The 26,807-nt window shown below is 75.8% G+C and carries 29 protein-coding genes and 2 pseudogenes; 13 read left to right on the plus strand and 18 right to left on the minus strand.

Translation table 11 applies throughout. The features are described from left to right. Nucleotides 1–47: 47 nt before the first annotated feature. Nucleotides 48–464 (minus strand): YchJ family protein, encoded by a 417-nt coding sequence (locus tag AB0H57_RS15885; RefSeq protein ID WP_357506903.1) that lies wholly within the window; start codon nt 462–464, stop codon nt 48–50. 65 nt (nt 465–529) lie between these two features. Continuing rightward, a complete protein-coding gene (locus AB0H57_RS15890; protein ID WP_357506905.1) occupies nt 530–934 on the minus strand; it encodes a hypothetical protein in 405 nt (134 codons plus the stop codon). Nucleotides 935–1,422: 488 nt separating this feature from the next. On the opposite strand from AB0H57_RS15890, the pseudogene AB0H57_RS15895 reads away from it, so the two are divergent. Further along, nucleotides 1,423–2,739, plus strand: a pseudogene (locus AB0H57_RS15895) (M28 family peptidase); the annotation flags it as partial. 238 nt (nt 2,740–2,977) lie between these two features. Here AB0H57_RS15895 and AB0H57_RS15900 read toward each other — a convergent pair. After that, on the minus strand, nt 2,978–3,991 hold the full coding sequence (locus tag AB0H57_RS15900) for a glycoside hydrolase family 6 protein (protein ID WP_357506907.1): 1,014 nt from the start codon (nt 3,989–3,991) through the stop codon (nt 2,978–2,980). 119 nt (nt 3,992–4,110) lie between these two features. On the opposite strand from AB0H57_RS15900, the gene AB0H57_RS15905 reads away from it, so the two are divergent. Continuing rightward, entirely contained in the window at nt 4,111–5,121 is a 1,011-nt protein-coding gene (locus AB0H57_RS15905; RefSeq protein WP_357506909.1) for a phosphotransferase, read from the plus strand. A gap of 29 nt (nt 5,122–5,150) precedes the next feature. Here AB0H57_RS15905 and AB0H57_RS15910 read toward each other — a convergent pair whose 3' ends face one another. From AB0H57_RS15910 to AB0H57_RS15925, 4 genes are all read right to left on the minus strand, one after another. Next, nucleotides 5,151–5,714 (minus strand): class F sortase, encoded by a 564-nt coding sequence (locus AB0H57_RS15910; RefSeq protein WP_357506911.1) that lies wholly within the window; start codon nt 5,712–5,714, stop codon nt 5,151–5,153. Between the two features lie 166 nt (nt 5,715–5,880). Next, a complete protein-coding gene (locus tag AB0H57_RS15915) occupies nt 5,881–6,378 on the minus strand; it encodes a hypothetical protein (RefSeq protein ID WP_357506913.1) in 498 nt (165 codons plus the stop codon). A 204-nt stretch (nt 6,379–6,582) separates the two neighbouring features. Next, nucleotides 6,583–7,251 carry a response regulator transcription factor gene (locus AB0H57_RS15920; protein WP_357506915.1) on the minus strand — a complete coding sequence of 223 codons (669 nt, stop codon included), beginning with the start codon at nt 7,249–7,251 and terminating at the stop codon, nt 6,583–6,585. Next, nucleotides 7,248–8,351, minus strand: coding sequence for a sensor histidine kinase (locus AB0H57_RS15925; RefSeq protein ID WP_357506917.1), 1,104 nt, complete (start codon nt 8,349–8,351; stop codon nt 7,248–7,250). Before AB0H57_RS15925 ends, AB0H57_RS15920 begins: the two co-directional genes overlap by 4 nt. Before the next feature lie 188 nt (nt 8,352–8,539). Here AB0H57_RS15925 and AB0H57_RS15930 point away from each other — a divergent pair, with 188 nt between their 5' ends. Continuing rightward, on the plus strand, nt 8,540–8,971 hold the full coding sequence (locus AB0H57_RS15930) for a DUF6069 family protein (protein ID WP_357506919.1): 432 nt from the start codon (nt 8,540–8,542) through the stop codon (nt 8,969–8,971). Between the two features lie 54 nt (nt 8,972–9,025). Then, entirely contained in the window at nt 9,026–9,226 is a 201-nt protein-coding gene (locus AB0H57_RS15935; RefSeq protein ID WP_357506921.1) for a DUF6767 domain-containing protein, read from the plus strand. A gap of 21 nt (nt 9,227–9,247) precedes the next feature. On the opposite strand, the gene AB0H57_RS15940 is transcribed toward AB0H57_RS15935, so the two are convergent. From AB0H57_RS15940 to AB0H57_RS15950, 3 genes are all read right to left on the minus strand, one after another. Beyond that, nucleotides 9,248–10,084 (minus strand): metalloregulator ArsR/SmtB family transcription factor, encoded by an 837-nt coding sequence (locus tag AB0H57_RS15940; RefSeq protein WP_357506923.1) that lies wholly within the window; start codon nt 10,082–10,084, stop codon nt 9,248–9,250. A 200-nt stretch (nt 10,085–10,284) separates the two neighbouring features. Next, nucleotides 10,285–10,794: a DinB family protein gene (locus tag AB0H57_RS15945; RefSeq protein ID WP_357506925.1), complete on the minus strand. Its 510-nt coding sequence runs from the start codon at nt 10,792–10,794 to the stop codon at nt 10,285–10,287. A 1-nt stretch (nt 10,795) separates the two neighbouring features. Beyond that, complete coding sequence (locus AB0H57_RS15950; RefSeq protein WP_357506927.1) at nt 10,796–11,860, minus strand: Gfo/Idh/MocA family oxidoreductase; 1,065 nt, start codon at nt 11,858–11,860, stop codon at nt 10,796–10,798. 82 nt (nt 11,861–11,942) lie between these two features. Between AB0H57_RS15950 and AB0H57_RS15955 the strand changes: the two genes are divergently transcribed. Together AB0H57_RS15955 and rnhA are read left to right on the plus strand one after the other, a co-directional pair. Then, nucleotides 11,943–13,175, plus strand: a complete 1,233-nt coding sequence (locus tag AB0H57_RS15955; protein ID WP_357506966.1) for a lycopene cyclase family protein — start codon at nt 11,943–11,945, stop codon at nt 13,173–13,175. 10 nt (nt 13,176–13,185) lie between these two features. Further along, nucleotides 13,186–13,656, plus strand: coding sequence for a ribonuclease HI (gene rnhA, locus AB0H57_RS15960; RefSeq protein ID WP_357506929.1), 471 nt, complete (start codon nt 13,186–13,188; stop codon nt 13,654–13,656). Nucleotides 13,657–13,850: 194 nt separating this feature from the next. Here the strand turns inward: rnhA and AB0H57_RS15965 are convergent, their stop codons facing one another. Both AB0H57_RS15965 and AB0H57_RS15970 read right to left on the minus strand, forming a co-directional pair. Continuing rightward, nucleotides 13,851–14,129 (minus strand): hypothetical protein, encoded by a 279-nt coding sequence (locus AB0H57_RS15965; protein ID WP_357506932.1) that lies wholly within the window; start codon nt 14,127–14,129, stop codon nt 13,851–13,853. A 45-nt stretch (nt 14,130–14,174) separates the two neighbouring features. Beyond that, on the minus strand, nt 14,175–15,029 hold the full coding sequence (locus AB0H57_RS15970) for a pentapeptide repeat-containing protein (RefSeq protein ID WP_357506934.1): 855 nt from the start codon (nt 15,027–15,029) through the stop codon (nt 14,175–14,177). 165 nt (nt 15,030–15,194) lie between these two features. Between AB0H57_RS15970 and AB0H57_RS15975 the strand changes: the two genes are divergently transcribed. Both AB0H57_RS15975 and AB0H57_RS15980 read left to right on the plus strand, forming a co-directional pair. After that, a complete protein-coding gene (locus AB0H57_RS15975) occupies nt 15,195–15,692 on the plus strand; it encodes a hypothetical protein (RefSeq protein WP_357506936.1) in 498 nt (165 codons plus the stop codon). 45 nt (nt 15,693–15,737) lie between these two features. Beyond that, nucleotides 15,738–17,156 (plus strand): RtcB family protein, encoded by a 1,419-nt coding sequence (locus AB0H57_RS15980; RefSeq protein ID WP_357506938.1) that lies wholly within the window; start codon nt 15,738–15,740, stop codon nt 17,154–17,156. A 4-nt stretch (nt 17,157–17,160) separates the two neighbouring features. Here AB0H57_RS15980 and AB0H57_RS15985 read toward each other — a convergent pair whose 3' ends face one another. The 3 genes from AB0H57_RS15985 to AB0H57_RS15995 all read right to left on the minus strand — a co-directional run bounded on the left by AB0H57_RS15985 (nt 17,161) and on the right by AB0H57_RS15995 (nt 19,054). Continuing rightward, nucleotides 17,161–17,589 (minus strand): archease, encoded by a 429-nt coding sequence (locus AB0H57_RS15985; RefSeq protein ID WP_357506940.1) that lies wholly within the window; start codon nt 17,587–17,589, stop codon nt 17,161–17,163. A 147-nt stretch (nt 17,590–17,736) separates the two neighbouring features. Then, on the minus strand, nt 17,737–18,435 hold the full coding sequence (locus AB0H57_RS15990) for a phenylalanine--tRNA ligase beta subunit-related protein (RefSeq protein ID WP_357506942.1): 699 nt from the start codon (nt 18,433–18,435) through the stop codon (nt 17,737–17,739). Nucleotides 18,436–18,442: 7 nt separating this feature from the next. Then, on the minus strand, nt 18,443–19,054 hold the full coding sequence (locus tag AB0H57_RS15995) for a LysE family translocator (protein ID WP_357506944.1): 612 nt from the start codon (nt 19,052–19,054) through the stop codon (nt 18,443–18,445). 29 nt (nt 19,055–19,083) lie between these two features. Between AB0H57_RS15995 and AB0H57_RS16000 the strand changes: the two genes are divergently transcribed. Then, a complete protein-coding gene (locus tag AB0H57_RS16000; protein ID WP_357506946.1) occupies nt 19,084–20,577 on the plus strand; it encodes a PLP-dependent aminotransferase family protein in 1,494 nt (497 codons plus the stop codon). 36 nt (nt 20,578–20,613) lie between these two features. On the opposite strand, the gene AB0H57_RS16005 is transcribed toward AB0H57_RS16000, so the two are convergent. Further along, nucleotides 20,614–21,612 (minus strand): WYL domain-containing protein, encoded by a 999-nt coding sequence (locus AB0H57_RS16005; RefSeq protein ID WP_357506948.1) that lies wholly within the window; start codon nt 21,610–21,612, stop codon nt 20,614–20,616. A gap of 43 nt (nt 21,613–21,655) precedes the next feature. On the opposite strand from AB0H57_RS16005, the gene AB0H57_RS16010 reads away from it, so the two are divergent. Together AB0H57_RS16010 and AB0H57_RS16015 are read left to right on the plus strand one after the other, a co-directional pair. Beyond that, nucleotides 21,656–22,132, plus strand: coding sequence for a hypothetical protein (locus AB0H57_RS16010; protein ID WP_357506950.1), 477 nt, complete (start codon nt 21,656–21,658; stop codon nt 22,130–22,132). Further along, nucleotides 22,132–22,587 carry a hypothetical protein gene (locus AB0H57_RS16015; protein WP_357506952.1) on the plus strand — a complete coding sequence of 152 codons (456 nt, stop codon included), beginning with the start codon at nt 22,132–22,134 and terminating at the stop codon, nt 22,585–22,587. Before AB0H57_RS16010 ends, AB0H57_RS16015 begins: the two co-directional genes overlap by 1 nt. A 9-nt stretch (nt 22,588–22,596) precedes the next feature. Here AB0H57_RS16015 and AB0H57_RS16020 read toward each other — a convergent pair. Beyond that, nucleotides 22,597–22,755, minus strand: a pseudogene (locus AB0H57_RS16020) (TetR/AcrR family transcriptional regulator); the annotation flags it as partial. Between the two features lie 45 nt (nt 22,756–22,800). On the opposite strand from AB0H57_RS16020, the gene AB0H57_RS16025 reads away from it, so the two are divergent. Together AB0H57_RS16025 and AB0H57_RS16030 are read left to right on the plus strand one after the other, a co-directional pair. Further along, nucleotides 22,801–24,315 carry an NAD(P)/FAD-dependent oxidoreductase gene (locus AB0H57_RS16025; protein ID WP_357506954.1) on the plus strand — a complete coding sequence of 505 codons (1,515 nt, stop codon included), beginning with the start codon at nt 22,801–22,803 and terminating at the stop codon, nt 24,313–24,315. Nucleotides 24,316–24,356: 41 nt separating this feature from the next. Next, nucleotides 24,357–25,223 (plus strand): SDR family oxidoreductase, encoded by an 867-nt coding sequence (locus AB0H57_RS16030; RefSeq protein WP_357506956.1) that lies wholly within the window; start codon nt 24,357–24,359, stop codon nt 25,221–25,223. 6 nt (nt 25,224–25,229) lie between these two features. Here AB0H57_RS16030 and AB0H57_RS16035 read toward each other — a convergent pair whose 3' ends face one another. After that, entirely contained in the window at nt 25,230–26,669 is a 1,440-nt protein-coding gene (locus AB0H57_RS16035) for a cryptochrome/photolyase family protein (protein WP_357506958.1), read from the minus strand. Nucleotides 26,670–26,807: the final 138 nt, after the last annotated feature.

Consider the following 26,807-nt stretch of genomic DNA (forward strand, 5'->3'; position numbering starts at 1 on the left):
GTGCTGGTGGTGGCGGCGGGGCGAGGCCGCAGCTGCGGGCGCCGGCCTCAGTCGGGCCGGGCCTCCAGGTAGACCCACCGGCCGTCCTCCCGGACGAAGCGGCTGTGCTCGGTCAGGGTGCCCGGCCGGCCGCCCTCCTTGTAGTGGGCGCGGAACTCGACGCTGCCCTCGGCGTCGAACAGCCCGCCCCGCTCGGTGTCGACCACCTCCAGGCGGGTCCACCGCTGCCCGGCGTCGAGCCGGAGCCGGGCGGGTCGGGTGCTTGAGTGCCAGCTGCGCAGCAGGTAGTCGGCGTCACCGACGGCGAAGGCACTGAACCGGGACCGCATCAGCGCCTCGGCGGTCCCGGCGGTCGCCTCCCCGCGGTGCAGCCGCCCGCAGCACCCCGCGTACGGCAGGCCGGAGCCGCACGGGCAGGGCGGGGCATGCTCGGCCGCGCCGGGGCGGGCACCACGTTTCGCCATCCGGCCATTCTGACCGGCACCGTGGACCGGCCCGGCGGGCGGGTGGCGTGGGCGCGTCGGCGCCGTCAGCCGGTGGTCCGGCGGGCGGAGCGGCGCGAGCCGAACGACTCCATGGTCGTCGCCTTCTTCGCCGGGGCCCGGTTGCCCGTACCCGTGTCGCGGGCCCGGGCCGGCGCGGCCTTGCGCGGCGCCTTCTTGTTGATCGGCTTGCTGGCCGGCGCGTTCTTCGCGGCGGTGGCCCGGGCCGTCGGCTTGCGGCTCGGCGTGGCCGTCGCCGCGGTGGCCTTCTTCCGGGCGGTACGCGCGGTGGTCGCCCTGGGCTTCTCCGCGGCGTTCGTAGCCGCGGTCGCCCCGCTGGCCCGTTTCGTGGCGGTCGCGGCCTTCTTCGCCGCGGTCCGGTTCGGCATCGGGGCCTGGCGCGCCCCCAAGGCCTTGCGGGCGCTGCCGCCTGTGCTGGCCGCCTGGGCCATCGTCGTCCCTCCTCGGGTGCTGCCCGCCGGCGGCGGGTCCGTGGGCACCGCTCGGCCGACGGACGGGCGGGGCCGGCCGCCGGCGCGGGCAGTCGTCTTCCCCGCATCCCGCCGACCAAACGCGCCGCGCGGGGACGTTCCGCCTCGTCAGCCGAATCGACGGATCTACCCGGATAACTTCCGTCGGCGACGAAACGGCTCGATCTGGCCGGCCGAACCGACGCAACGCTTCCCACCGGGTGTGACCTGCGTCTACAGTCCATGGACCGACGCACGGAGCTGGTGCGCCGGTCCCCGTCACCAAGGAGGTACGGCACATCGTGGTGTCTGTCCAGAGAACGCTCGCCGGCGCTGTCGCCGGCGTCGTCGTCGGATCGATGGCCTTCACGGCCCCGGTCCAGGCCGACCCCAACAACAACTCAGTCAAGAAGCTCACCGAGGCCGTCACCGTGGACGGCGTCCTGCGTCACCTCGACGCCTTCCAGGCGATCGCCGACGCCAACGGGGGCACCCGCGCCTCCGGCACCCCCGGCTACACGGCCAGCGCCGACTACGTCGCCGGCAAGCTGACCAAGGCTGGCTACCAGGTCACCCGGCAGTCGTTCGAGTTCCCGTTCTACGAGGAGTTCGGGTCGACGTTCGCCCAGGTGGCGCCCAACTCGGTCACCTATCAGGACGGTGTCGACTACGACCTGATGGAGTACTCCGGGGCGGGTGACGTCACCGGCGGTGTCGTCCCGGTGGACCTGAACCTCGGCAGCCCGGCGGCGTCCAGCTCCGGCTGCGAGGCTTCGGACTTCGCCGGGCTGAACCTGGCCGGCAAGGTCGCCCTGGTTCAGCGCGGCACCTGCTCGTTCGGGCAGAAGGCCGCCAACGCCGAGGCGGCCGGCGCGGCCGGGGCGATCATCATGAACCAGGGCAACGGCACCCGGCAGGCGAACCCGGACCGGTTCGACCTGTTCGCCGGCACCCTCGGTGGTCCCGTGGGCATTCCGGTGGTCGCGGTCTCCTTCGACCGGGGCGTGGCGTTCGCCAACACCGCCGGCCTGGTCGTCCGGCTCACGGCGGACACCCACTCGGAGATGCGTACCACGGAGAACGTGATCGCGCAGACCCGCGACGGCCGCACCGACAACGTGGTGATGGCCGGGGCGCACCTGGACTCGGTCCCGGAGGGCTCCGGCTACAACGACAACGGCAGCGGCAGTGCGGCGCTGCTCGAGGTCGCGTTGCAGATGGCCAAGGTGAAGCCCAACAACGCGGTGCGGTTCGCCTGGTGGGGTGCGGAGGAGGGTGGCCTGCTCGGCTCCAACCACTACGTGGCGGAGCTGACCGACGAGCAGATCGCCGACATCGCGCTCTACCTGAACTTCGACATGGTCGGCTCGCCGAACTACGTGTTCGGTGTGTACGACGGTGACGACTCGGCACAGTCCGGGTCCGGGCCGGGCCCGGAGGGTTCGGCGCAGATCGAGGCGCTCTTCGAGCGGTTCTTCGCCTCCCGTGGCCTGGCCACGGTGGCGTCGGACTTCACCGGCCGCTCCGACTACGGGCCGTTCATCGCCGCCGGGGTGGACATCCCGGCCGGTGGCCTGTTCACCGGGGCGGAGGGCGTGAAGACCGCCGCGGAGGCCGCGCTGTTCGGCGGTGTCGCGGGTGAGTCGTACGACCCGTGCTACCACCAGGCCTGCGACAGCCGTACCCCGGTTGCCGACGGTGCCGACGGCGCGCTGTACGGCAAGTTCGGCAACCTGCACGGCAACGTCAACACCGTCGCCCTGGACGTCAACGCCGACGCGATCGCCACCGCGGTGATCACGTTCGCGTACGACACCTCGGCGGTCAACGGCATGCCGCGTTCCCCGGGCAAGTCGCACAACGCCGGCAAGAGCGCCCCGGCCACGGGGCACGGCAGCGTGCTGGCCAGCTGACCGACCGCACCACACCGGCCAGGGCCGGGCCCCGCTCACCCGGGGTCCGGCCCTGGTCCGTGCGGGGCCGCCCCGTCCCGTCCGCCGTCGCGCCGCCGGCCGGGAACCGGCTCTAGCGGATCGCGGCGCCGTCGGGCCCGGGCACCGGCGGCGGCTCCGGGCGCGGGGTGGACGCGGCGCGGCGCCGGTCGAAGGGGCTGAGCCAGGGTGCCCGGACGATCATGTCCCAGGCCACGGTCGGATAGAACTCGCCCTCCGCCGGCTCGCCGCGCGCGCAGTCACCGTCCGACTCGCCCGGTGGTTTCACCCAGAGCAGCGCCGCCACCCGGTCCAGCTTCGTGCGCGTGGTGGGGGGATAGCCGAGCGCCCGGCGGGGCGGGTTGCACGACGCGTCGGCCGGCGGCGCCTTCCCGACGTTGCGGCCGGTGTCGATCACCATCTCCCGCCCGCCCACCCGGTCGGAGACGGCCAGCCCCCACAGGTGGCTGAACGGGGTCGGTTCCCGGCCACCGACGTTCACCGCGAAACCCTCGGCCCGGTCGATGCCGGCGCGCCGCAGCCGGGCCGCCGTCTCCCCGACGTCCGACCGGTAGGGGACGCCGGCGTCCAGGTAGACGTACTGCCCGGCGTCGGTCAGCCGGGCCACCGCCCCGCTCAGCAGGGCCGCCCGAGCGTCGTCGAAGCATTCCCCGGTCAGCGCCCCGGGCTCCAGGATCACGGCCGCCTGGCGGTCGCCGATCGCGCGTACCACCGCGCCGATGAACGCGTCGTACGCGGCCGGGTCGGCCGCGCCCGCCCCTGCGCAGTCCCGATCCGGCAGGTATCGCAGCACCAGCACGGCGAGGCTGCCGCTCTGTTCCGCGCCCTGCACCATCCGGACCAGTCCGGGCAGGTCGTCGGGGCCGTCGACCCAGCGGGCCTGGGGCCGTCGGGTGATCGGGTCGAGCCAGCCGGCGTCGTGGGCCCGTTGCCACTCGGCTGCCGCCAGGCCGGGGTCCGAGGCGAGGAGGGCGTCGCGGAACGGGTGGCGGGCCGGGACGGGCGCTGACCCGGGGGCGCCGCCCGAGCAGCCGAGCGTGCCGACGAGCACCGCGACGAGCGTGCCGGTGAGCAGAGCCGAGCGCATGCGGGACAACCTATCCGGCGTCGGTCGCCGGGGCGTAGCGGGCTCGCCCGGCGTGGCGGGGCCGGGATCGGCACGGCGGGGGACGGCGTCGGCCCGGTGGCTCCACTAAGGTCCGGCTGATGGACCAGTCAGTCAGCCCCACGCAGCGACTCCTCGATCCGGATGCGGTCGCCCGGTACGTGGCCGCGTCCCTCGGCCGGACCGCCGGGGTGACCGACTGCGGGCCGCTGACCGGGGGCGGGTTCGCCGCGGTCTGGTGGGTGGAGCTGTCCGACGGCCGGCGGGTCGTGCTCAAGGTCGGGCCGGCGCCGGCGGTGCCGCTGCTGCGGTACGAGCGCGGGTTGATCGCCGCCGAGGCCCGCTACCTGCGGCGGGTCGCCGACCGGGCACCCGCGGTGCCGGTGCCGCCGCTGCTGCACCACGGCAGCGATCCGGTGCTCGGCGACTGGCTGCTCACCGGGCTGCTGCCCGGCCGCACCCTGCCCGCGTTGACCGGCGCGGGGATCGACGCCGGACCGGCGCGGGCGGAGCTGGGCGCGGCGCTGGCCGCGTTGCACCGGATCACCGGCGACCGGTACGGCTACGACGACGCGCACCGGACGTCCGGCCCGACCTGGCGGTCGGCCTTCCTCGCCATCCTCGACGACCTGCTCGCCGACGCCGCGGACTGGCAGGTCCCGTTGCCGGTGCCGGCCGCCCGGATCCGCGCCCTGGTCGCCCGGCACGCCGAGGTCCTCGACGCGGTACGCCGCCCGGCGCTGCTGCACTTCGACGGCTGGGCGGGCAACGTGCTCGCGGTGACCGGGCCGGACGGGATTCCGCGGCTGAGCGGCCTGGTCGACGGCGAGCGCCACCTGTACGGCGACCCGCTGATGGACCTGGTCTCGCCGCTGCTGTCCCGGCGGGCGGAGGACGAGCCCGAGGATGCCGTGCTGCGCGGTTACCGATCGGCGGCGACCCTGGCGCTGGACGCCGGGGCACGTCGGCGGCTCGGGCTGTACCGACTGCATCTCTACCTGCTGATGACGGTGGAGATGCCGAGCCGTGGGATGACCCTGTCGTCGCATCCGGGGCGCAGCGCGTGGCTGGCCGAGCTGCTGGCCGGGGAACTGGCCGACCTCGGGTCCTGACCGCCGGGGCCGCCCGAGGTGCCGCGCGGTCAGCGGACCCGGCTGGCGAAGACCACGATGTTGTCCAGGTAGTCGCCCTGACGCAGGTCGAAGCGGCCGCCGCAGGTGATCAGCCGCAGCCGGGCGGCGTCGCCGCCGCCGTAGACCCGTTCGGTGGGGAACCGGTCCTTCGGGTACGACCCGACGCCGTCGACGGTGAACGTGACCACGTCGCCGTCGGAGCGGGTGACCCGGATGGTGTCGCCGGCCCGCAGCCGGCCCAGGTTGAAGAAGACGGCGGGGCCGCGCAGCGAGTCGACGTGCCCGACGATCACCGCGTTGCCCGGTTCGCCCGGGCTGGCCCCGGGCCGGTACCAGCCGGCGACCGTCGGCCGGTCCAGCGGCGGCACCTCCAGCCGCCCGTCGGCGTCGGCGGCGACCGGGACCACCTCGGCCCGTACGCTGATCGCGGGGATCTCCACCCGGACCGGCACGGAACGGGACAGCGCGGCGCCCGGCGGCATGGACCGGTCGGGCGCGGCGGTGGATCCCGGGCGGGGCGGGGGCGTCGGCGCGAGGTTCAACCCGGCGGCGAGCAGCCCGGCCCCGGTCACCACGGCGACGGTGATCGCCGCGACGGCCGAGGCGGCACGCGAGCGGAGCGCCGACGGGTCGGCGCGGCAGGGCCGTGGCAGGGTGGCACCTCCGTCCGACGTGGCCCGGTGCCCGTGCCGGTGTCACCGGCACGGGCAGCCGTCCAGGGCTGGTGTTCGGGTGGCCTCAGGCCACCGCGCCGGCGTGACGCCGGCGACGCAGCAGCACGACCAGACCGGTGGCGCCGGCTCCCAGGAGCGCGCCGCCCGCGGTGAACGCCACCGCGGCGGTGGTGCCGCCGTCGCTGCTGCCGCCGCCACCGGCGGGCGCGCCGCCGATCGGCGTCACGGTGAACTGGGCACTGCCGGCGGAGCTGCCGTTGCCGCAGGTGGCGGCGACGGTGTACGTGCCGAGCGTGAAGCCGGCGGTGAACAGCTCGGCGCTCAGGCCGCCGCCCGCCGCCGCCGTGGTGGACCGGACGTTCTGGTCCCGGTTCGGGCCGGTGACGTGGAAGATCACGTCGCCGTCCTTGGGATTGCACGTGGTGGCGGTGAGCACGACCGTCCCGCCGACCGGGGTGGTCGCCGGTGACACGGTGGTGTCCGCGAGCGCGACCGCCGGGAGCAGAAGCGTGCCGAGACCCACGCCGACCGCCGCTGAGCCGAGAACTGCCTGTGCCTTCATACGCGTCTTCCCTCACTTTTCGTCCGCTGACCGCATGGGACGTCGTTCGGGTGGCCAACTCCGTGACTAGCACCGGTGTGGCCAACACTAGGAGGGATGCGGTGCTCAGGCGGTGTAAATGAGAAATCCTCGTTGCCGTCACGTGTCCACCCGTGCGCCGGACAGCGGCGGACATGCCGGCCCTGTGCCGATGAGCGCCGGTGGTCACCCGGCCGGCGGCTCTGGCCGGACCAGCCCCACCTCGTACGCGAGGACCACGGCCTGGATCCGGTCGCGCAGGCCGAGCTTGGTGAGGATCGCCGAGACGTGGGTCTTCACCGTGGCGGTGCTCAGGTGCAACCGGGCGGCGATCTCGGCGTTGGACAACGCCCGGGCGGTCAGGGTGAGCACCTCCACCTCGCGGGCGGTCAGCGCGGCCAGCCGCCGGGCCGGGGCCGCCGGGCCGGGAAGCCGGTCCGCGAACCGGTCCAGCAGCCGGCGGGTGACGGTCGGGGCGAGCAGCGCGTCACCCCGGGCCACCACCCGGATCGCCTCCGCGAGGTCACCGGGCCGGGTGTCCTTGAGCAGGAAGGCGCTCGCCCCGGCGCGCAGCGCCGCGTAGACGAACTCGTCCAGGTCGAAGGTGGTGAGCACGACGACCCGGGCCGGCTGCCCGGCGGCCACCAGTTCCCGGGTCGCCGCGATGCCGTCCATCCGGGGCATCCGGACGTCCATCAGCACCACGTCCGGGCGGGTACGGTTCACCACCGCCACGGCCTCCGCGCCGTCGGCCGCCTCCCCGACCACGATGAGGTCGGGCCGGGCGTCGATGACCATGCGCAGGCCGGCCCGGATCAGGTCCTGGTCGTCGGCGATCACCACCCGGACGGTCATCGGCAGACCGCCACCGGGATCCGGGCGGCCACCCGGAAACCGCCGGCCGGCAGCGGACCGGCGTCGAGGGTCCCGCCCAGCAGCCGGGCCCGCTCCCGCATGCCGACGATGCCGTGGCCCTCGCCCGCCTCGGCGCGCCGCACCGGGGCGCTGCCGTCGTCGCGTACCTCCAGGCGGAGCACGCCGTCGTCGTAGCGGACGTGGACCTCCGCCCGGGTGGCCCGACCGTGCTTCAGCGCGTTGGTCAGCGACTCCTGCACGATCCGGTACGCCGACAGCTCCACCCCCTCGGGAAGGCCCTCGGTGCGGCCCTGCCGGTCGACGACGACCCGTAGGCCGACCGCCTGCACGGCGTCGGCGAGCGCGTCGAGCTGCGCCAGCCCGGGCTGCGGTCCGGCCGGGTCCGGCCCGGCGTCGGCGGCCAGCGCGTGCAGCATCGACCGCAGCTCCGTCAACGCCGACCGGGCCGCGACCTGGATCGCGCCGAGGGCGGCGCGCGCCTGGTCGGGACGCTGGTCGAAGACGTCCTCGGCGGCGGCCGCCTGCACCGCGATGACGGCGACGTGGTGGGCTACCACGTCGTGCAGTTCCCGGGAGATCCGCTCCCGTTCCCGGCCGATCACCTGCCGCCGCCGCGCCCGGACCCGCTCGGCGTGGCCGCGCTGCACCTCGCCGATCGCCCAGCCGAGGCCCACCCCGACGACAGCGAGCAGCAGGTCCCGCCAGCCGCCGGTGACCAGCTTCCACGGGGTCGGCGCGAGCAGCACGGCCAGCGCCACCAGGGACACCCGCGGCGGGCGCAGCCGCGCGTAGTAGGTCAGCGGTACCGCGACCAGCCCCAGCCAGCCGAGCTGCGGGCTGAGCGCCTCCAGGCCCACGCCGGCCAGCGCGGCCACGGCGAGGGCGTACGTCGGGCGCCGGCGCAGCCACAGCAGCGAGCTGGCCTGGACGACGGCCAGCCCGATCGCCAGCACCGTGCCGGCCCGGTCGGCCGGCGCCGCGCCGGGGACGCTCACCATCGCCACCAGTGCGGCCAGCACCACGGCGGCGATGCCGCCGTCGATCAGCAGCAGCACCGTTCTCCTCGACCAGCCATTCACACCCCGGATGCTAGGCCGGCACCCGGTCCCGCCTCATCGGTCGCCAGACGGAGATTGCCGCGGCGCTGCGCCCCGGGGCGGACCCCGGAACCGGTCGGCGGCCCGATCCGCCCGGTGCCGCTGCGCGCCTAGCGTTCCGGCACAGAGCGCGTGGCCCGGCCCGCGCCGTCCGATCGGAGGTACGTCCCATGCAGACCGTCCGCACCGCGCAGCCCCAGCCCACCGCCGCCGCCCGGCCGGCGCGCCGCCGGGACCGGGCCCTCGCCATCCTCGCCACCACCGCCGCCACGCTCACCGTCTGGGCCGTCGCCGTCCCGCTGGCCGGGGTGGACCTGGTCGCCCGGGGCGGGGGAGCGGACCGGACGGTCGGTCCGGCGGCGGTGGCCGTCACCACCCTGCTGACCGGGTTGGCCGGCTGGGCGTCGCTCGCCCTGCTGGAGCGGTGGACCCGCCGGGCCCGGCCGGCCTGGACCGGACTGGCGCTGGTGGTGCTGCTGGTCTCGCTGCTGCCGCCGCTGGCCCAGGGGGTTGGTGCCGGGGCGAAGCTGACCCTGGTGGCGTTGCACCTCACCGCCGGGCTGCTCGTCCCGCTGCTGCGCCGCACCGCCGGCCGGCGGTGAGGACGGGACCAACGCCCCTGCCCACGGGCCGGCCGGGAGCGGATCGTGGTGGCCGTGCGGACGACCACCTCACCGCCCCGGCCGGCGGCCCGTTGCCCGATCCGGCCGGGGCAGCCGTGCACGCTCTGCCAGCTCGACGTGACCGGCCCGCAGGACTGCCCGCTGGTGTGGCTGGTGATGGGCGACGACGAGCTGCGCGAGGGGGTGCGCCGCGCCGGCGCCGGCGGCCGGCCGGAGCGGGGCAGCGGCTCGTAGGCCGCCGCCCGGTTGGCTGGCTCAGCCCTCGGTCGCGCCGGCCGGCTCGGGCTCGGGCAGCGGCTCGCCGGTCTCCAGCAGCGACTTGAGGCTGGCCAGCAGCTCGGGCCAGCCGCCGCCGGCGTCGAGCTGGCCGCTGACCGCTCGGTACATCTCGCTGTCGGGGGAGAAGTCGTCGTGGGTGACGGTGAGCCGGACCGCCCCGCCGTACGGGGCCAGGTCGAAGGTCACCTTGGACCGGCGCTCGGTGAGCCGGGCCGCGTACTCCTCCGGCGACCAGCCGAAGTGCTCGGCGTGCTCCGGCTGGAAGGCGTGCCAGCTGTAGGAGAGCCGGGTGTGCGGCTGGCAGACCAGCACCCGCTGGCCGATGTCCTTCGGTTCGGCGTCGGGCGCGTCCTGCCACAGCACCGGGGAGCCGACCCGCCAGTCGGAGACCAGGGCGGCGCCGCCCCAGTACCGGCGGGTGAACTCCGGCTCGATGAGTGCCCGCCAGAGCTGCTCGGGCGTGGTGCGGATGTAGGTGGTGTAGACGAAGGTCGGGGTCTGCACGGGTCGGGCCTCCAATGCGGTCCGCAGGTCGGCGAGGGCGCGTGCCCGCTCGCGGTCGTACCGGCTGATCCACCGGTCGGCGATGGCGTTGATCGGGGCGGCGTTGAGGTGGTGCAGCTTCTCCCGGCCGCGCCGGCTGGTGGTCACCAGGCCGGCGGCCTCCAGCAGGGCCAGGTGCTTACTGACCGACTGGCGGGTCATGTCCAGCCCCGCGCACAGGTCCCGCAGGCTCTGCCCGTTGCGGACGTTGAGGCTGTCCAGCAGCCGGCGCCGACTGGCGTCGGCCAGCACCCGGAACACCTCGTCCACCCTGGTCACCTCACACATGCAGCCGTCCGGTTGCCGATCACAATAGGCAACCGGACGGCTGCATGTCCAGCGCCCAGCCCGCCCGATCGCTTTCCGGCTAGCCTCCTAGGATGGGTAGAGATGGTGAGCCCCGCCCGCCGGAACGAGCCGGCGATCGGCCCGGGCGGACAGCGGGGGAGCCGCGCGGAAGAAGCGGCGGCCTACTCGCCGCTGCGGCCGTCGATCAGCTCGCGGACGATGTCGAGGTGGCCGGCGTGCCGGGCGTACTCCTGCAGGACGTGGAACAGGATGGCGGCCAGGGTCGGCCGGCGCGCCGGGTCGGTGAACCGGCCGCCCAGCGCGGCGGGAGTGTCCAGCGGCGTGGCCTCGACGATGGCGCGGGTCCGCCGGCCGCCCCGACGCAGCGCGTCGACCAGGTCGCCCAGGGTCCGCCCCGCCGGTGCGTGCCACCGGCCGTCGACCTGGTCGCCCCACGGGTCGGGCACCGGCTCGGCGAGGAAGCCCCAGACGAACCACCGCCGCTCCATGAAGGCCAGGTGGGTGACCAGCTCGGCCCGGGTCCAGCCGGTCGGCAGCCGGCTGCTGCGGGCCTGCTCGTCGGTGAGGCCGGTGACCCGGTCGGCGACGGTGTCCCGGTAGTAGTCCAGATAGGTCAGGAACAGGGCGGGGACGTCGGCCGAGGAGCCCGGCTCGGGAAAGGGCGCCCGCATGTCAGACCGGCTCGACGGGGAGCACCGCGCCGATCTGCGCCGACCGGTGCGCCAGCTCGATCAGCTCCACCGTGGTCACCGCGTCGCGCGGGTCCACCGGCATCGGGGCGCCGTCGCGCAGCGCCGTCGCGACGAGGGCGTAGAAGTCCTGGTAACGACCGGGCTCGGTGGGCACCGGGCGCAGCTCGCCCTCCGCGCCGAGCTGCCCGTACCGGTCGGGGTCGACCTCGCCCCAGCCGGGCGCGTCGGGACGTCCGCCGTCCCGCAACGCCGCCTCCTGCACGTCCAGCCCGTACGTGCGGTAGGCGGCCCGGTCGCCGAGCACCCGCAGCCGGGGCCCGAGCTGCGCGGCGACCGCGCTCATCCACAGGTGTGAGCGGACCCCGCCAGTGTGGGTGAGCGCCACGAACGCGTCGTCGTCGACCCGGGCGCCCGGCCGGCGGCGGTCCACCTCCGCGTACACCCGCTCCACCGGGCCGAACAGCTGCACCGCCTGGTCGATCAGGTGGGCGCCCAGGTCGTAGAGGACACCGCCGGCCTCGTCGGCGGTGCCGCTCTCCCGCCAGCCGGGCTTGATCGCCGGGCGCCACCGCTCGAACCGGGACTCGAACCGGGTGACCCGGCCCAGCTCGCCGGCCTCGATCAGCCGGCGGGCAGTCAGGAAGTCGCCGTCCCAGCGGCGGTTCTGGAACACCGTCAGCGGCACGCCCCGCCGCTGCGCCTCGTCGACCAGGGCGCGGCCCTCGGCGGCGGTGGCGGCCAGCGGCTTGTCCACCACGACTGGCAGGCCGGCGGCCACGGCGGCCCCGGCCTGCGGCACGTGCTGCCGGTTCGGGGTGGCCACCACGACCAGGTCCAGCGCGTCCGGGTCGGCCCACAGCTGCCCGGCGTCGTCGAGCAGCCGGGTGTCCGGGTGCTCGCGGCGGACCTGCTCCCGCCGCTCGGTGTTGCCGGTGACCACCGCGGTCAGCCGCAGCCCGGGGGTGGCGGCGATCAGCGGGGCGTGGAACACCCGGCCGGCCACCCCGTACCCCAGCAGCCCCACCCGCAGTGGCGCGTCACCCATGGTCTTCCCCGTTCGGTCGCGGTTCGTGTCGGCTCGAACCTACGCCCTCCTGCGGTGGGGCGGCGCGGGCCGGTGGACGGCGGTGTGGCAGCGTGGACGGGTGAGCGCGCCGCTGGACGTCGACCTGGCCCTCGTCGGAGGCGGAGGCGCGGGATCGTTGGTCCTCGCCGCCCTGGACCGGCGCGACGTGCGGGGGCTGCGGATCGCCGTGCTGGACCCGGTGCGCAAGCGCGGCCAGGATCGCACCTGGGCGTTCTGGGGGTCGCCCGGCACCGACCTGGACCCGATGTTGAGCGCCAGCTGGTCGCGGGTCGACGTGGTCACGCCCGCCGGGCGCCGCGTCCTGCCGCTGGCCCCGCTGCGGTACGCGATGCTGCGTTCCGCCCCGGTCTACGCCCGCGCCGCCGAGGCGGCCGACCGGCTCGGGGCCGTGCGGGTCGACGTGGCGGTGGGGGCGCTGGAGGACGACGGCGCCGGGGTGACCGTGCGGGACGCCGAGGGCGGGGTGCTGCTGCGGGCCGGCTGGGTGCTCGACTCCCGGCCCCGGCCGCCGGCCCGCCCCGGCCGGACCAGCTGGTTGCAGCACTTCCGTGGCTGGTGGGTGGCGAGCGACGGCCCGCTGTTCGACCCGGACCGGGCGGTGTTGATGGACTTCCGTACCCCGCAACCGGCCCGGGGGGTGTCGTTCGGGTACGTGCTGCCGGTCGACGACCGGTACGCGCTGGTCGAGTACACCGAGTTCTCGCCCGAGCCGCTCACCGACGCCGGGTACGACGCGGCGCTGCGCGGCTACCTCGACCTGCTCGGCCTCGACCCGGCGGCGTTGCGGGTGCGGGAGGTGGAGAACGGGGTGATCCCGATGACCGACGCCCCGTTCGCGCGCCGGCCGTCGCCGCGGGTGGTCCGGTTGGGCACGGCGGGCGGGGCGACCCGGCCCTCCACCGGGTTCACCTTCTCCGCCATGCGGCGGCAGGCCGAGCAGGTGGCCGCGGCGTTGGCCGCGGGCCGGCCGCCGGTGCCCCGGCCCGCGTACCCGGGGCGGCACCGGTGGATGGACGCGGTGGCGCTGCGGGCGCTGGACCGGGGTCTGGTGGGCGGGCCGGAGTTCTTCCAGCGGCTGTTCGACCGCAACCCGGCCGAGCGGGTGCTGCGTTTCCTCGACGGCGAGACCTCCCCGGTGGAGGATCTGGCGGTGATGCGGTCCAGCCCGCTGCTGCCGATGACCTCGGCGGTGCTCGGCGACGCCGTCGGCCGGTTGCGGGGCCGGCTCGGCCGGCGGCGCGGGGTTTTCCGCCGGGCCGGGGTCGCACGGTAGGTTGCCCGGCATGGTGGACGCGGCGGCCGGGCGGGTCGTGGAGATCTGGACCGACGGGGCGTGCAGCGGCAATCCCGGTCCCGGCGGGTGGGGCGTGGTGCTGCGCTACGGCGGGCACGAGCGGGAGCTGTGCGGGGGAGAGGCGACCCCGACCACCAACAACCGGATGGAGCTGATGGCCGCGATCCGGGCGCTGGAGGCGCTGACCCGGCCGGTCACCGTGCACCTGCACACCGACAGCACGTACGTGCGCAACGGCATCACCGGCTGGTTGGCCGGATGGAAGCGCAACGGCTGGCTGACCGCCGCGAAGCAGCCGGTGAAGAACGCCGACCTGTGGCAGCGGCTGGAGGCGGCCTGCCAGCGGCACCAGGTGACCTGGCTGTGGGTGAAGGGGCACAACGGGCATCCGGAGAACGAGCGGGCCGACGCGCTGGCCAACCGGGGCATGACCGAGGCGCGGGCGGTGGCCGTGCGCTGACCCGGGCGGGTTGTCTCGACTCGCTGCCGGTGACCTGGTGAGCGGCCGGGTGCGGGTGGACCGGGACCGCTGCTGCGGCGCCGGGCCGTGCCGGCGGCCGACGCCGCCGACCGGGTACGGCGCGCGGTGGGCCTCTGCCCGGCCGGGGCGCTCAGCGTCGACCCGCCGGACGACCCGTCGACGGCGGGGTCGGCTCACTCCTCGAGCGCGGCGTCCGGTCGCGCGTCGACGGTGGCGTCGGGTCGCACCTCGACGGCCGGGTCGCCGGCGCCGGAGACGTCCGCCACGTCGTAGCCGGCCCGGCTCGTCTCCCGGGCGGAACGCCGGTCCTCGGCGGGCAGGTCGGCGAAGTCGTCGCCGGTGTCGTCGGTGCTGCGCAGGGACTCGCCCGGCGGGCGCAGGGACGCCTCGTACGCGGTCGCGCCGTCGGGCTCGTCGGAGGCGGCACGGCCGGTGGACTGTTCAGCGGTCATGCCGCACTCCTGCCCGCCCCGGCCGGCGACAAACCCGGCGGGCCGTCAGTGGCGGCGCCGCCGCGCTCCCGACGGCCGGGTCGGGGTGAGGGTCAGCGACCACTGCGTCGGGCGGCGCAGGCCGGGCGGCAGCACGGTGCGGTGGTCGCCGCGCGCCGCGTCGAGCTGGGACTGGTGCACGAACAGGGCGGCGCCGAGGTCCGCGCCGCGCAGGTCCGCCCCGCGCAGGTCCGCGCCGGTGAGGTCGGCGGCGCCGAGGTCCACCCCGCGCAGGTCCGCACCGATCAGGCAGGCCCCGCGCAGGTTCGCCCCGGCCAGCGCGGCCCGCCGCAGGTCGACGCCGATCAGCACCGCGCCACGCCGGTCGGGCCCGGCCCGGCCGGCCCGCGCCCGCTCGCCGGCCCGGGAGAGCAGCGGGTTGACCCGGTCGCGGTGGGCTTCCACGTCGAGGGCGAGCAGCTCCGCCGGCCCGCCCTCGGTGAGCCGGTCGGTCTCGGCCAGGGCGGCGGCAAGTTCGTCGCGCAGCGGGCCGTCCGGGGTCAGCGCCAGCGCCTCGGTCAGGTACCACAGCAGTTCGTGCAGCGGTCGCAGCACCGCGAAGGCGGCGAAGACCTGGCCCGCGGTGGCCGGATCGTCCCGCCAGTCCCGGCCGCCGAAGGTGCCCTGGGTGAGGTGCTGGCCCGCCCCGAAGCAGTCGAACACGGTGCAGCCGGGGAAGCCGCGCTGCCGCAGGTCGGCGTGGATGCCGCAGCGGGAGTCGGGGCGCAGGTGCGGGCAGGGCTGCCCGGCCGGCTTGTCGATGGCGAAGTCGGCGGACGCGGCGAACGCCGGGGCCACGCAGCAGATCCCGGAGCAGCGCGCGCAGTCCGCCCGCAGTTCCCGCCGTCGTCCTGCCGCCATCGACCGCTCCTCCCGACCGGGCAGCCGCCGCCGGCCACCCGAAACCCGGCCCATTGTCCGCCCCGCGCCGCCGGGGCCCTGCCCAGGGGTGCCGCGGGGATCCGCCGCGGGTGCCGGCCCGGGTCGCGCAGCGCGACCGTCACCGAGTCCGTCGGCCGGGCGACGGTGTTCCTCTCGCTGCTGTCGGCCGCCCTGATCGGCCTCGGCTTCGTCGCGGGTCAGGGCGCGCTGATCCGGCCCTACCTGGCGGCGGTGCTGCCCACCCTGGTGATCACCGGCCTGCTCACCTTCGCCCGGCTGGTGCAGAGCATGGTGGAGAACTCGCTCGACCTGCGCCGCGTCCAGCAGAGCCGGGCGTACTACCACGAGCGCTACGGCGCCGGGTACGACTTCTTCGCCGACGCGGTCCACGCCGGGGAACCGGTGCGGGCGGCCTGGGCCGCGGTCGGCAGCCGGCCCGGGCGGCTGTCGTTGCTGCTGACCACCGCGGCGATGGTGGCCGCGGTCAACGCGCTGCTGATCGGCGTCGGGGTGGCCCTGCTGCTCGGGCTCGCCGACACGGGCGCGACGGTGGGGACCCTGGTCGGGGTGGTGGCTGCGCTGGCCGCCTTCGCCGCCCAGCTGATCCACGTCCGCCGCGCCTCGATCTCGCAGCTGTCCTAGATCGGAACGGGTGTAACCGCGCCGGGTCCGGGTAGCCCGGCGGGCATGGAGCTGGTCGAGGAGTCGCCGTACCGGTTCCGCATCGACCGGCACGAGCCGATGCGGGTGCCGGGTGTGGTCTTCGCGTCCCGGTCGTTGCTGCCCGACGCCGGGGCGGACCGGTCGCTGGAGCAGGTGGCGAACGTGGCCACGCTACCGGGGATCGTGGGTGCCTCGTACGCGATGCCGGACGTGCACTGGGGCTACGGCTTCCCGATCGGCGGGGTGGCCGCCACCGACGTCGAGGCCGGCGGGGTGGTCTCCCCGGGCGGCGTCGGGTTCGACATCTCCTGCGGGGTGCGGCTGCTCGCCGCCCGGCTGGACCGCGCCGACCTGGGCCCCCGGCTGGACGCCCTGATGGACGGCCTGGGCGCGGCCACCCCGCGCGGCATGGGCAAGGGGGCGGTGTGGCACCTGGCCGACCGGGCCGAACTCGACGCGGTGCTGCGTGGTGGTTCGCGGTACGCGGTCGAGCGGGGCTACGGCGTCGAGCGGGACCTGACCCGGTGCGAGGACCTCGGCGCGGTCGACGACGCCAACCCGGCGCAGGTCAGCGAGCGGGCCGTGGAGCGGGGCGCCGGCCAGGTCGGCAGCCTCGGCTCCGGCAACCACTTCCTGGAGGTGCAGGCCGTCGCGGAGGTCTACGACGAGGCGGTCGCCACGGCGTTCGGGCTGCGCGCGGGGCAGCTCTGCGTCATGATCCACTGCGGGTCGCGGGGGCTGGGGCACCAGATCTGTACCGACCACGTACGGGCGATGGAGAAGGTGATGCCCGGCTACGGCATTCACGTGCCGGACCGGCAGCTCGCCTGCGCGCCCGTCTCCTCGCACGAGGGGCGGGCCTACCTGGGCGCAATGGCCGCCGCCGCCAACTACGCCCGGGCCAACCGGCAACTGCTCGCGCACGCCGCCCGCCAGGTCTTCACGAGGATCACCGGCGCGGAGCTGGACCTGGTGTACGACATCTCGCACAACCTCGCCAAGATCGAGACCCACCGGCCGGACGGCGCGCCGCGGCGGCTCTGCGTGCACCGCAAGGGCGCCACCCGGGCCCTGCCGCCCGGGCACGACGACCTCCCCGACGACCTGCGCCCGGTGGGGCAGCCCGTGCTGATCCCGGGCTCGATGGGCACCGGCTCGTACGTCCTCACCGGGGTCGTTGGCTCGCCGGCGTTCGCCTCGACCTGCCACGGCGCCGGCCGGGTGCAGAGCCGCAAGCAGGCCACCAGGGCGGTACGCGGCCAGGACCCGCGCCGGGAACTGGAGGCACAGGGCGTCGCGGTGCGCGGCGCGTCGCGCCGCGGGCTGGCCGAGGAGATGCCCGCCGCGTACAAGGACATCACAACCGTGATCGAGGCGGCCGAGGGCGCCGGGCTGTGCCGGCGGGTGGCCCGGCTGGTGCCGCTCGGCGTGGTGAAGGGCTGACCGCTCAGACGTCCAGCGTCACCGCGCAGGACCAGCCGTCCCCGCCGGGCCCGAAGCGCAGTTCATGCAGGGAGATCGCCTTGGGCACCGCCCCGACCAGCTCCACCGCGTCGGTGTCGGCCGTGCGCCAGCGCACCCGCAGGCCACCGTCGGGCGCCGGGTCCACCCGCGTCGTCAGCGGCAGGGTCCCCGCCGTCTCCAGCCGGAAGATCACCTCGTCGAGGACGCCGACCAGCAGGTCGTCGTCGGGGCCGGCCGGCACGCTGAAGCCGCTCTCCGCGCCCGGGCTCGCCCCCTCGGTGTCGACGAAGGTCGCCACCAGCGCGGTCACCGCCTCCGCCAAGCACTCCTCCCGGGTCGGCGCCCACGCCTCGACGCGGACGTCGGCGGTGTGCGGCACGGCCCGGTGGCCGCGCGCCGGTCGTCGCTGCATACCCCCGATCATGCCGGCCTGGGCGCCGCCGCGCGGCCCGCACGCGAGGGACACGCCGGACCGCGCGCCGCCGTTAGGGTCGCCGGAGTGCGGATCACCAGGTTCACCCACGCCTGCGCCGGGCCAGGCCGGCTGAGCCGGGCGGGCTCAGCCGGCGTACCGGAACGACGGCGCGGACGCGCTGAGCACGGCGCTGCGGGTGTGCGCCGGCCAGGCCCGCTCCAGTTCCGTCACCAGCTCCGCCACCAGGCGCGGCACGTCCCCCGGGGCGTCGGCGTGCAGGCCCTCGACCACGATCAGCACCTCGCCGGTGCCGGCCCGTACCGCCGAGTCCCCGCTCTGCCGGCCGGTCCACCGGCGGGAGTGCGCCCGGCCGGCCCGGTCGGCGAAGATCACCTCGTCCGGGTCGGGCCGTTCGGTCGTCCCGGCGAAGGTCAGGTAGTCCTCGTCGCCGAGCGCGTGCCGGACCTCGAGGTCGCCGTCGATCCGGGCGACGTCGAAGACGCCGACCGGGATCGCGTACGCCAGCGAGAACGCGTTGCACAGGTCCACCAGCGGGTGCAGCCGGGGCAGCGCCGCCTCGCGGCGGAACCGGCGCAGCAGCGACTCCGCCGCGCAGCGGTAGCGCGTCGGGGGCAGGCCCATCGTCGCGTACGCCCGGCGCCAGGCCTGGATCTCCGCGAGGCCGCTCTCCGGTCCGGCGGCGAGCCGGGCCGCTGCCAGCGCGGTGAGGCGGTCGACCGCGGGCCGCACCGCGCCCTGCGCGCCGACCCCGCCGGCCGCGACGACCCCGGCGACCAGTTGCGGGTACGCCGACCAGATTCGGGGCGAATGACGGAAGTACACGGCACTCCTATCCGTTGGTGAGGGCGAGCGCGACGCCCAGGGCGAGGAAGGACGCGGCGAATCCCCGGCGCAGCCAGGTGGCGGTCCGGGGCCGTTCCAGCAGCGGTCCGCGCAGCCGGGCGGCGAGGACCGCGTACCCGGCGAAGACGACGAGGGTGAGCAGCATGAACACCACCCCGGCGGTGAGCATCCGGCCGGCCGCCCCGGGCGTGTCGGCGGCGACGAACTGCGGCAGGAAGGCCGCGAGGAACAGGGTCGGCTTGGGATTGAGCAGGTTGACCAGCACCGCGTCGAGGATCACCCGGCCGGCGGAGCGGGCCGGGGCCGCCGCGTCGAGGACCAGCCCGCCCCGCTCCCGCCAGGTACGCCAGGCCAGGTGCAGCAGGTAGCCCAGGCCCAGCACCTGCACCACCCGGAACGCCGGGCCGCCGGCGCCGAGCAGGACGGCGAGACCGGCCATCGCCGCCGCCAGGTGCGGCAGGGTGCCGAGGGTGCAGCCGAGCGCCGCGACCAGGCCGGCCCGCCGCCCGTGCGACAGCGCGGCCGAGAGCGTGTAGAGGACCCCGGTGCCCGGGGTGACGACCACGACCAGCGTGGCGAGGAGGAACGTGATACCCACGGGTTCCACCTTCGGATCACAATGGTCCGATGGGCAGAGCCAAAGACGGCCGGCCGGACGGGACCATAACCGCCGGCTCGGACTTCCTGCACCTGGACATCGGCGAGGCGCCCGCCGGTGGCCGCGCCGACTGGCTCGCCGCCCGGCTGCGCGACGCCGTCGCCGACGGCCGGATCCCCGTCGGCGGCCGGCTGCCGGCCAGCCGGGTGCTCGCCGACGACCTGGGCGTCTCCCGGGGCGTGGTCACCGAGGCGTACCGGCGGCTGGCCGAGGACGGGCAGGTGGCCGGCCGTGGCCGGGGCGGCACGGTGGTGGTCGCCGCGCCCGCGTCGCCCCCGGACGCGTCGCCCCCGGACGCGTCGGCACCGCCGCCGCCGCCCACCGCCGGCGTCTTCGCCGCCCCGCCCGGCGCCGAGGTCTTCGACGAGCTGCGCGCCGCCCCGGCCGAGATCGACCTGACGCCGGGCCGGCCGGACCTGACCGCCTTCCCCCGTACGGCCTGGCTGCGCGCCGAACGGGCGGTGCTGCACCGGCTCACCCCCGACGCGTTCGGCTACGGCGATCCCGAGGGCACCCCGGCGCTGCGCCGGGCCGTCGCCACCTGGCTGGGCCGGCGCCGGGGCATCCGGGTCGACCCCGCCCAGGTCGTGGTGGCGGCCGGGGTGTCCCAGGCGCTCGGCCTGCTCGCCCAGGTGCTGCACGCCGACGGGGTGCACACCGTGGCGGTCGAGGACCCGGGCTCCCTCGGCGTACGCCAGCTGTTGCGGCACTGGCGGCTGGACACCCCGCCGGTGGCGGTCGACGCGCACGGCCTGCGGGTCGACGACCTGGCGGCCGGCGGCGCGCCGGCAGTGGCGCTGACCCCGGCGCACCAGTTCCCGACCGGCGTGGTGCTCGACGGCGACCGCCGCCGCCGGCTGGTCGAGTGGGCCCGGCGCGGCGGGCTGGTGATCGAGGACGACTACGACGCCGAGCACCGCTACGACCGGCCGCCGGTGCCCGCGCTGCGGGCCCAGCTGCCCGACCGGGTCTGCTACACCGGCAGCATCTCCAAGCTGCTCGCCCCGGCGCTGCGCACCGGCTGGCTGCTGGTGCCGCCCCGGCTGCACGCCGCGGTGGTGGAGGCCAAGCGGATGGCCGACCTGGGCAACGCGGCGCTGCCGCAACTGGTGCTCGCCGAGCTGATGGACTCCGGCGCGCTGGAGCGGCACCTGCGGCTGCTGCGCCGCCGGCACGTCCGTCGCCGGGACGCCATGATCCGCGCGCTGCGCGCCCACCTGCCCGGGGCCGTCGTGCACGGCGCCGCCGCCGGCCTGCACCTCATGATCACCCTCGCCGGGGACGTCTCCGACGTGGCGCTCGCCGCCGCCGCGCTGGGCCGGGGCGTGAAGGTGCAACCGCTGTCCTGGCACGGGCAGCGCCCGCAGCCGCCCGGCCTGGTCCTCGGCTACGCCGCCAACCCCGCCGGCGACATCGAGCGGGGCGTCGCCGCCCTCGGCGCGGCCCTGCGCGAGTCACGCTGACCGGGTTGAGCGGAGGCCCCGGTACCACCGGATGCGTTAAGCGGGGGCGCCTCCTTGCACAGCGGGGGCGTAGAGGGCGGCGAGGGCCGCGGCGGTGGCGGCGAGCCGGTCGCGCAGCGCGGCGGGGGCGAGCACCTCCACCTCCGCGCCGAGCCGCAGCAGGTCACCGTGCGCGTGGGTCAGCGACTCGATGGGTACGGTCGCGCGCACCCAGCCCGCCGCGTCGGGCGGCTCCGCGGTGCGGTCCGCCGCGGCCACCACCACGTCGCTGGCGATCTCGCGCAGCCGTTCCCGCCCCCGCGGCGAGAGCCGGATGGTGGCCTCGTCGCGGTGCAGCCGGGACCGGAAGTCGGCCACGTGCGCCCGCCACCAGCCCGGCAGGTCGAACTCCCCGGGTTGGTCGAAGGTCTCGTCGAGGGGCACCAGCGCCAGGATCTGGTTCACCCGGTAGGCCGCCGGTTCCCGCCGGTCCGGCCGGGCGGCCACCACGTACCAGCGGCCGCCCTTGAGCACCAGGCCGTACGGGTGGAGGACCCGGGTCACCTCGCCGGTCCAGCTGCGGTACCGCACCCGGACCCGGCGCCGCCGCCAGACCGCGTCGGCGGCGGCCGGCAGGTGCGCCGAGGCGTCGCCGTCGGAGTACCAGCCGGCGGGGTCGAGGTGGAAGCGCTGCCGCAGCTCGGCGACCCGGTCGGCGAGCGGGCCGGGCAGGGCGGCGTGCAGCTTGTGCTGGACCGTGGCGACGACGGCGTCGTAGCCGAGCTCGGCGGCGGGCCCGGGCAGCCCGGCGAAGACGAGGCGTTCGGCCTCCTCGGCGGTGAGGCCGGTCAGCCGGGTCCGCCAGCCGTCGACCAGCCGGTAGCCGCCGGCGTGCCCGGCCTCGCCGTAGAGCGGGATCCCGGCGGCGTGCAGCGCCTCCACGTCCCGGTAGACGGTGCGGACCGACACCTCCAGCCGCGCGGCGAGGGCAGCGGCGGTCAGCCGGCCGTGGGCCTGGAGCAGCAACATGATCGACAGCAGGCGACTGGCGCGCATCTGCTGACAGTAGCTGTCAGGGAAGTGGTCCTACCGTACCGGCATGGCTTTCCACGACAAGGAGCTGACCGTGCCCGGGACCGTCGAGGTCGCCGGCCGGCAGGTCAAGCGCTATCACATAGACCAGCCGGAGCGCCGGCTCGAACCCGCCGTCGTCGAGGCGGCGTACGCGTACCTGCCGAAGCTGCTGCCCGACCCGGACGGCGGCACCCCGCCGGCGAGCTGGGTGGTGCTGCACCGGGGCGCGGACACCGGGGCGTACCTGCTGGCGTACAGCTGGTTCTTCGACAACGTCGTGGAGTGCCGGATCGCGATCGCCGGCCAGCCGGCGCTGGACTGCCCGGACGACGACCCGGCGCACTTCGTGCCGCTGGAGCGGCCCGGCGTGGGCTGCGTCTGGGAACTCGGGGTGCTGGAGCACGAGCGGGCCGCCTGGGTCCGCCACGTCCTCGCCCCGGACCGGCCGGACCTGGCCGGCTACCTGGCCGACAGCCGCGCCGAGGGGACGGTGGGATCCTGATGGGCGACTTCGACTTCCTCGTCGGGACCTGGGACGTGACGAACCGACGGCTGCGCGAGCGGCACGTCGGCGCCGACGACTGGGACGTGTTCCCCGCCAGTCACGTCGCCCACTCGTTCTTCGACGGGGCCGGCAGCTTCGACGAGATGCGCTGCCCCACCCAGGGATTCTCCGGCTCGACCGTGCGGATCCTCGACCCGGCCACCGGGCTCTGGTCCATCTACTGGATGAACAGCCGCCGCGGGGTGCTGGAACTGCCGCCGGTGGTGGGGCGCTTCGTCGACGGCGTGGGCACCTTCTACGCCGACGACACCGACGCGGGGCGGCCGGTGCGCTGCCGGTTCATCTGGTCGGAGATCACCCCCACCTCCTGCCGGTGGGAGCAGGCGTTCTCCACCGACGGCGAACGCACCTGGGAAACCAACTGGATCATGGAGTTCACCCGGACCGGGTGACGCTCAACCGGCGAGGTCCCGGGCGGGCAACCCGTCCGGGGCCGCGCCGCGCCGCCGCTCGGCCTCGATCGCGCCCTGCACCGCCTGCACCCAGCGTTCGAGGACGTCGGCCCAGAGCCGGCGTACCTCGGCGTTGGTGCCGCGCACCTGGGCGCAGGCCAGCACCACCGGATAGGGTCCGGGGCACTGCCCCGTCACGCGCCGGGAGACGCCATGCCCACCGACCACGTCGACGTGCTCATCGTCGGTGCCGGGCTGTCCGGCATCGGCGCCGCGGTCCACCTGACCCGCGACTGCCCCGACCGGTCGTACGCGGTGCTGGAGGCGCGCGGCGCGATCGGCGGCACCTGGGACCTGTTCCGCTACCCGGGCGTCCGCTCGGACTCCGACATGTACACCCTCGGCTACTCGTTCAAGCCGTGGACCGACCCGAAGGCCATCGCCGACGGCGACGCCATCCGCGGCTACGTGCGCCAGACCGCCCGCGAGTACGGCGTGGACCGGCACATCCGCTTCCACCACCGGGCGGTACGCGCCGAGTGGGACAGCGCCACCGCCCGCTGGACCGTGTACGCCCACCGCGACGACACCGCCGAGGACGTGGTCCTCACCTGCTCGTTCCTCTTCACCAACTCCGGCTACTACCGCTACGACGCCGGCTACACCCCCGAGTTCCCCGGCGTCGAGCGCTACGCCGGCCGGCTGGTGCACCCGCAGCACTGGCCCGAGGACCTCGACCACACCGGCAAGCGGGTGGTGGTGATCGGCAGCGGCGCCACCGCGGTCACCCTGGTCCCGGCGATGGCCGAGCGGGCCGCCCACGTCACCATGCTCCAACGCTCACCGACGTACGTCATCGCGCTGCCCTCGCGCGACGGGCTGGCGGAGGCGCTGCGGCGCCGGCTGCCGGCGAAGGCCGCCTACGCCGTTGTGCGCTGGAAGAACGTGCTGCTGGGGGTGGCCAACTTCCAGCTCAGCCGGCGCGCCCCGACCCTGGTGAAGCGGTTCCTGCGCCGGGCCGCGTCGGGCCGGCTGCCGGCCGGGTACGACGTCGACCGGCACTTCTCACCCCGCTACGACCCCTGGGACCAGCGGCTGTGCGTGGTGCCCGACGGCGACCTGTTCGACGCGCTCAGCGCCGGCCGGGCCGCCGTGGTGACCGACACCATCGACACGTTCAGCGAGCACGGCATCCGGCTGGCCTCCGGCGCGGAACTGCCCGCCGACATCGTGGTCACCGCCACCGGGCTGAACCTGCTCGCCCTCGGCGGGATGAGCCTCGCCGTCGACGGCCGGGAGGTCGACCTGGCCCGGACCGTGGCCTACAAGGGCATGATGCTCTCCGGCGTGCCGAACTTCGCCATGACCATCGGCTACACCAACGCCTCCTGGACGCTCAAGGCCGACCTGGTCGCCACGTACGTCTGCCGGCTGCTGCGTCACCTGGACGCCACCGGCCAGCAGATCGTCACCCCGCTCGCCCCGGACACCGACGACCTCGAGCCGATCATCGACCTGAAGTCCGGGTACGTGCTGCGCGCCGTCGACCAGCTGCCCAAGCAGGGGCCGGCCGCGCCGTGGCGGCTGCACCAGAACTACCCCCGCGACGTGCTGCTGATGCGACACGGCAGACTCGCCGACGCCGGCGTCCGCTTCGCCCGCGCCACCACCACCCCGCCCGCCGCCGCGGGCGAACGCGCCCAGCCCGCCGACACCCCCGTCGGCTGACCGGCCGGTCCCACCCCGGCCGGCGGAAAGGAGCCGTACCCATGCGCGACTTCGTCTTCCTCGGCGGGGCCGCCGTGGTCACCGGCGCCGCCAGCGGCATCGGCGAGGCCCTCGCCCACGGCCTGGCCCGCCGCGGCGCCGAGCTGGTCCTGCTCGACCGGGACGCGCAACGCCTCGACACGGTGGTCGCGGCGATCCGCGCCGCGCACCCCGACCGCCGGGTCGACACCCACCTGGTCGACCTGGCCGACCCGGACGCCACCGACCGGGCCGCCGCCGAGCTGCGCGCCCGCCACCCGCGGATCCGGCTGCTGGTCAACAACGCCGGCGTGGCGCTCGGCGGCCGTTTCGACCAGGTCACCCTCGACGAGTTCGAATGGGTGGTCGACATCAACTTCCGGGCCGTGGTGCGGCTGACCCACGCGCTGCTGCCCGCGCTCAAGGCCGAACCCGGCGCGCACCTGGTGAACATCTCCAGCCTGTTCGGGCTGATCGCCCCGGCCGGGCAGGCCGCCTACGCGGCGAGCAAGTTCGCGGTGCGCGGCTTCACCGAGGCGCTGCGGCACGAGCTGGTCGACGAGGGCATCGGCGTCACCTCCGTGCACCCCGGCGGCATCGCCACCCGGATCGCGGCCAGCGCCCGAATCGGCAGCGGCGTGCCCATTCCGGAGTACGAGGCCGGCCGCCGGCAGTTCGAGAAGCTGCTGTCCATCCCGCCCGCCACCGCGGCCGAGATCATCCTGCGCGGTGTCACCCGCCGGCGGGGCCGGGTGCTGATCGGCTGGTCGGCGAAGCTGCCGGACCTGCTGGCCCGGCTCGCGCCCGCGTCGTACGGGCGGGTGCTGGCCGTCGGGCTCAACCGCACGGCCGCCCGCCCGGCGCCCGCCGACCCGGCCGCCGTCGACTGAACCGGGTCACGGCGGGTTCGCGCCGCGCTTCTCCTCCTGGGCCAGCACCGCCTCCCGGCGCTGCGGGTCGGTCCGGTCGGCCAGCTCCGCGGCCAGCCGCGGGTCACCGGCCAGCCGCTCCCGGTTGCGGTGCAGGAACGCCTCGAACCCCCCGGAGTACGGGCAGGCCGCGTCGCCGAGCACCCGCTCCGGCTGGTAGCGGCAGCCGGCGCAGTAGTCGCTGACCTCGTCGATGTAGCTGCCGTCCACCGCGTACGGCCGGGTGTCCACCCGGGCCAGGTCGGCGTCCTGGCTCATGCCGATGACGGTCGCGTTCATCACCCAGTCGGCGCCGTCGACGAAGGAGTCGCGGAACCAGTCCACCAGCGCGGCCGGCCGCCAGCCCCGCTGCAGGGCGTAGTTGCCCAGCACCAGCAGCCGCTGCGGCTGGTGCGCCCAGGCCCGGTCCCGCACCCCGGCCAGCGCGTCCGCCAGGCAACGCGCCTCCACCGCGTCGGCGTCCAGCTCCCGGAACCACTCAGGCACCGGCTCGGTGGCGGCCAGCCGGTCCGGCCCCCGCAAGCGCGGTTCGAGATACCAGTACAGCTGCCAGAGGAACTCCCGCCAGCCGAACAGCTGCCGGACGAACGGCTCCACCGAGGAGAGCGGGGCGGCCCCCTCCCGCCAGGCGCGCTCGGCGGCCCGGATCGCCGGCTCCGGGTCGAGCAGGCCGAGGTTGAACGAGGAGGAGAGCAGGCTGTGCGCCAGCAGCGGGTCGTCGGCGCTCATCACCCCGGCGTACCGGCCGTGCTCGGGCAGCCGGTGCCGCAGGAAGTGCGCCAGCCGGGCCTGCGCCTCGGCGTGCGTGGCCGGATACCGGCGCGGCGCGTCGCGGCCCACGAACCGTGCCCCGTCGGCCGCCCAGCGGTCCAGGTCGCGGCGCACCTCGGCGTCGATCTCGTCCTCCACCACCGGAGGTGGTGGAGGCACGTCCAGCGGCTCGGCGCGGCCCCCCGGCCGGTCCCGGCGCGGGCCGTCCACCAGCACCCCGTGGCGCCGGCAGGCGTGCCGGTACCAGTCGGCCATCCGCAGCGGACCGCGCCAGCGGTCCGCCCAGTCGGCGAACTCCGCCAGGTCGGTGACGAAGCCGCGCGGCGGCAGCACGGTCAACCCCGGCACCGAGCGGGTCAGGGCCAGCAGGTTGCGGGAGGTCGGGTGGCACACCTCGACCGGACCCCGCACCCGGGCCAGCGCCTCCCGCACCGTGCCGGCGCGCAGCACCAGCGCGCGGTCGCCCAGCTCAGCGGCCCGGTGCCGCAGCGCGGAGAGGAGCAGATGCGCCTTCTGCCGGTGCAGCGGCGCCTGCGCGAACACCTCCCGCGCCTCGATCAGCAGCACCGGCTGGCGGTCGTCGTCGAGGAAATGTGGACCGAGCTGGTCGGCGAGCAGCCACCGGCGAGCACTCATCCATCGATTCTGCCCACTCCGGCCGGCGCTGTCGCGACGACCCGGGGGGTGTCCCTATGGGTTTTGTCAAGCAGCAGCGGGCCTTGGCTGGTAGGGGATCTTGTCGCGGAGCATGGCGAACAGGACGTCGCAGCGACG

Source organism: Micromonospora sp. NPDC050686 (assembly GCF_040654475.1).
In the GTDB taxonomy this organism is placed as follows: Bacteria; Actinomycetota; Actinomycetes; order Mycobacteriales; family Micromonosporaceae; genus Micromonospora.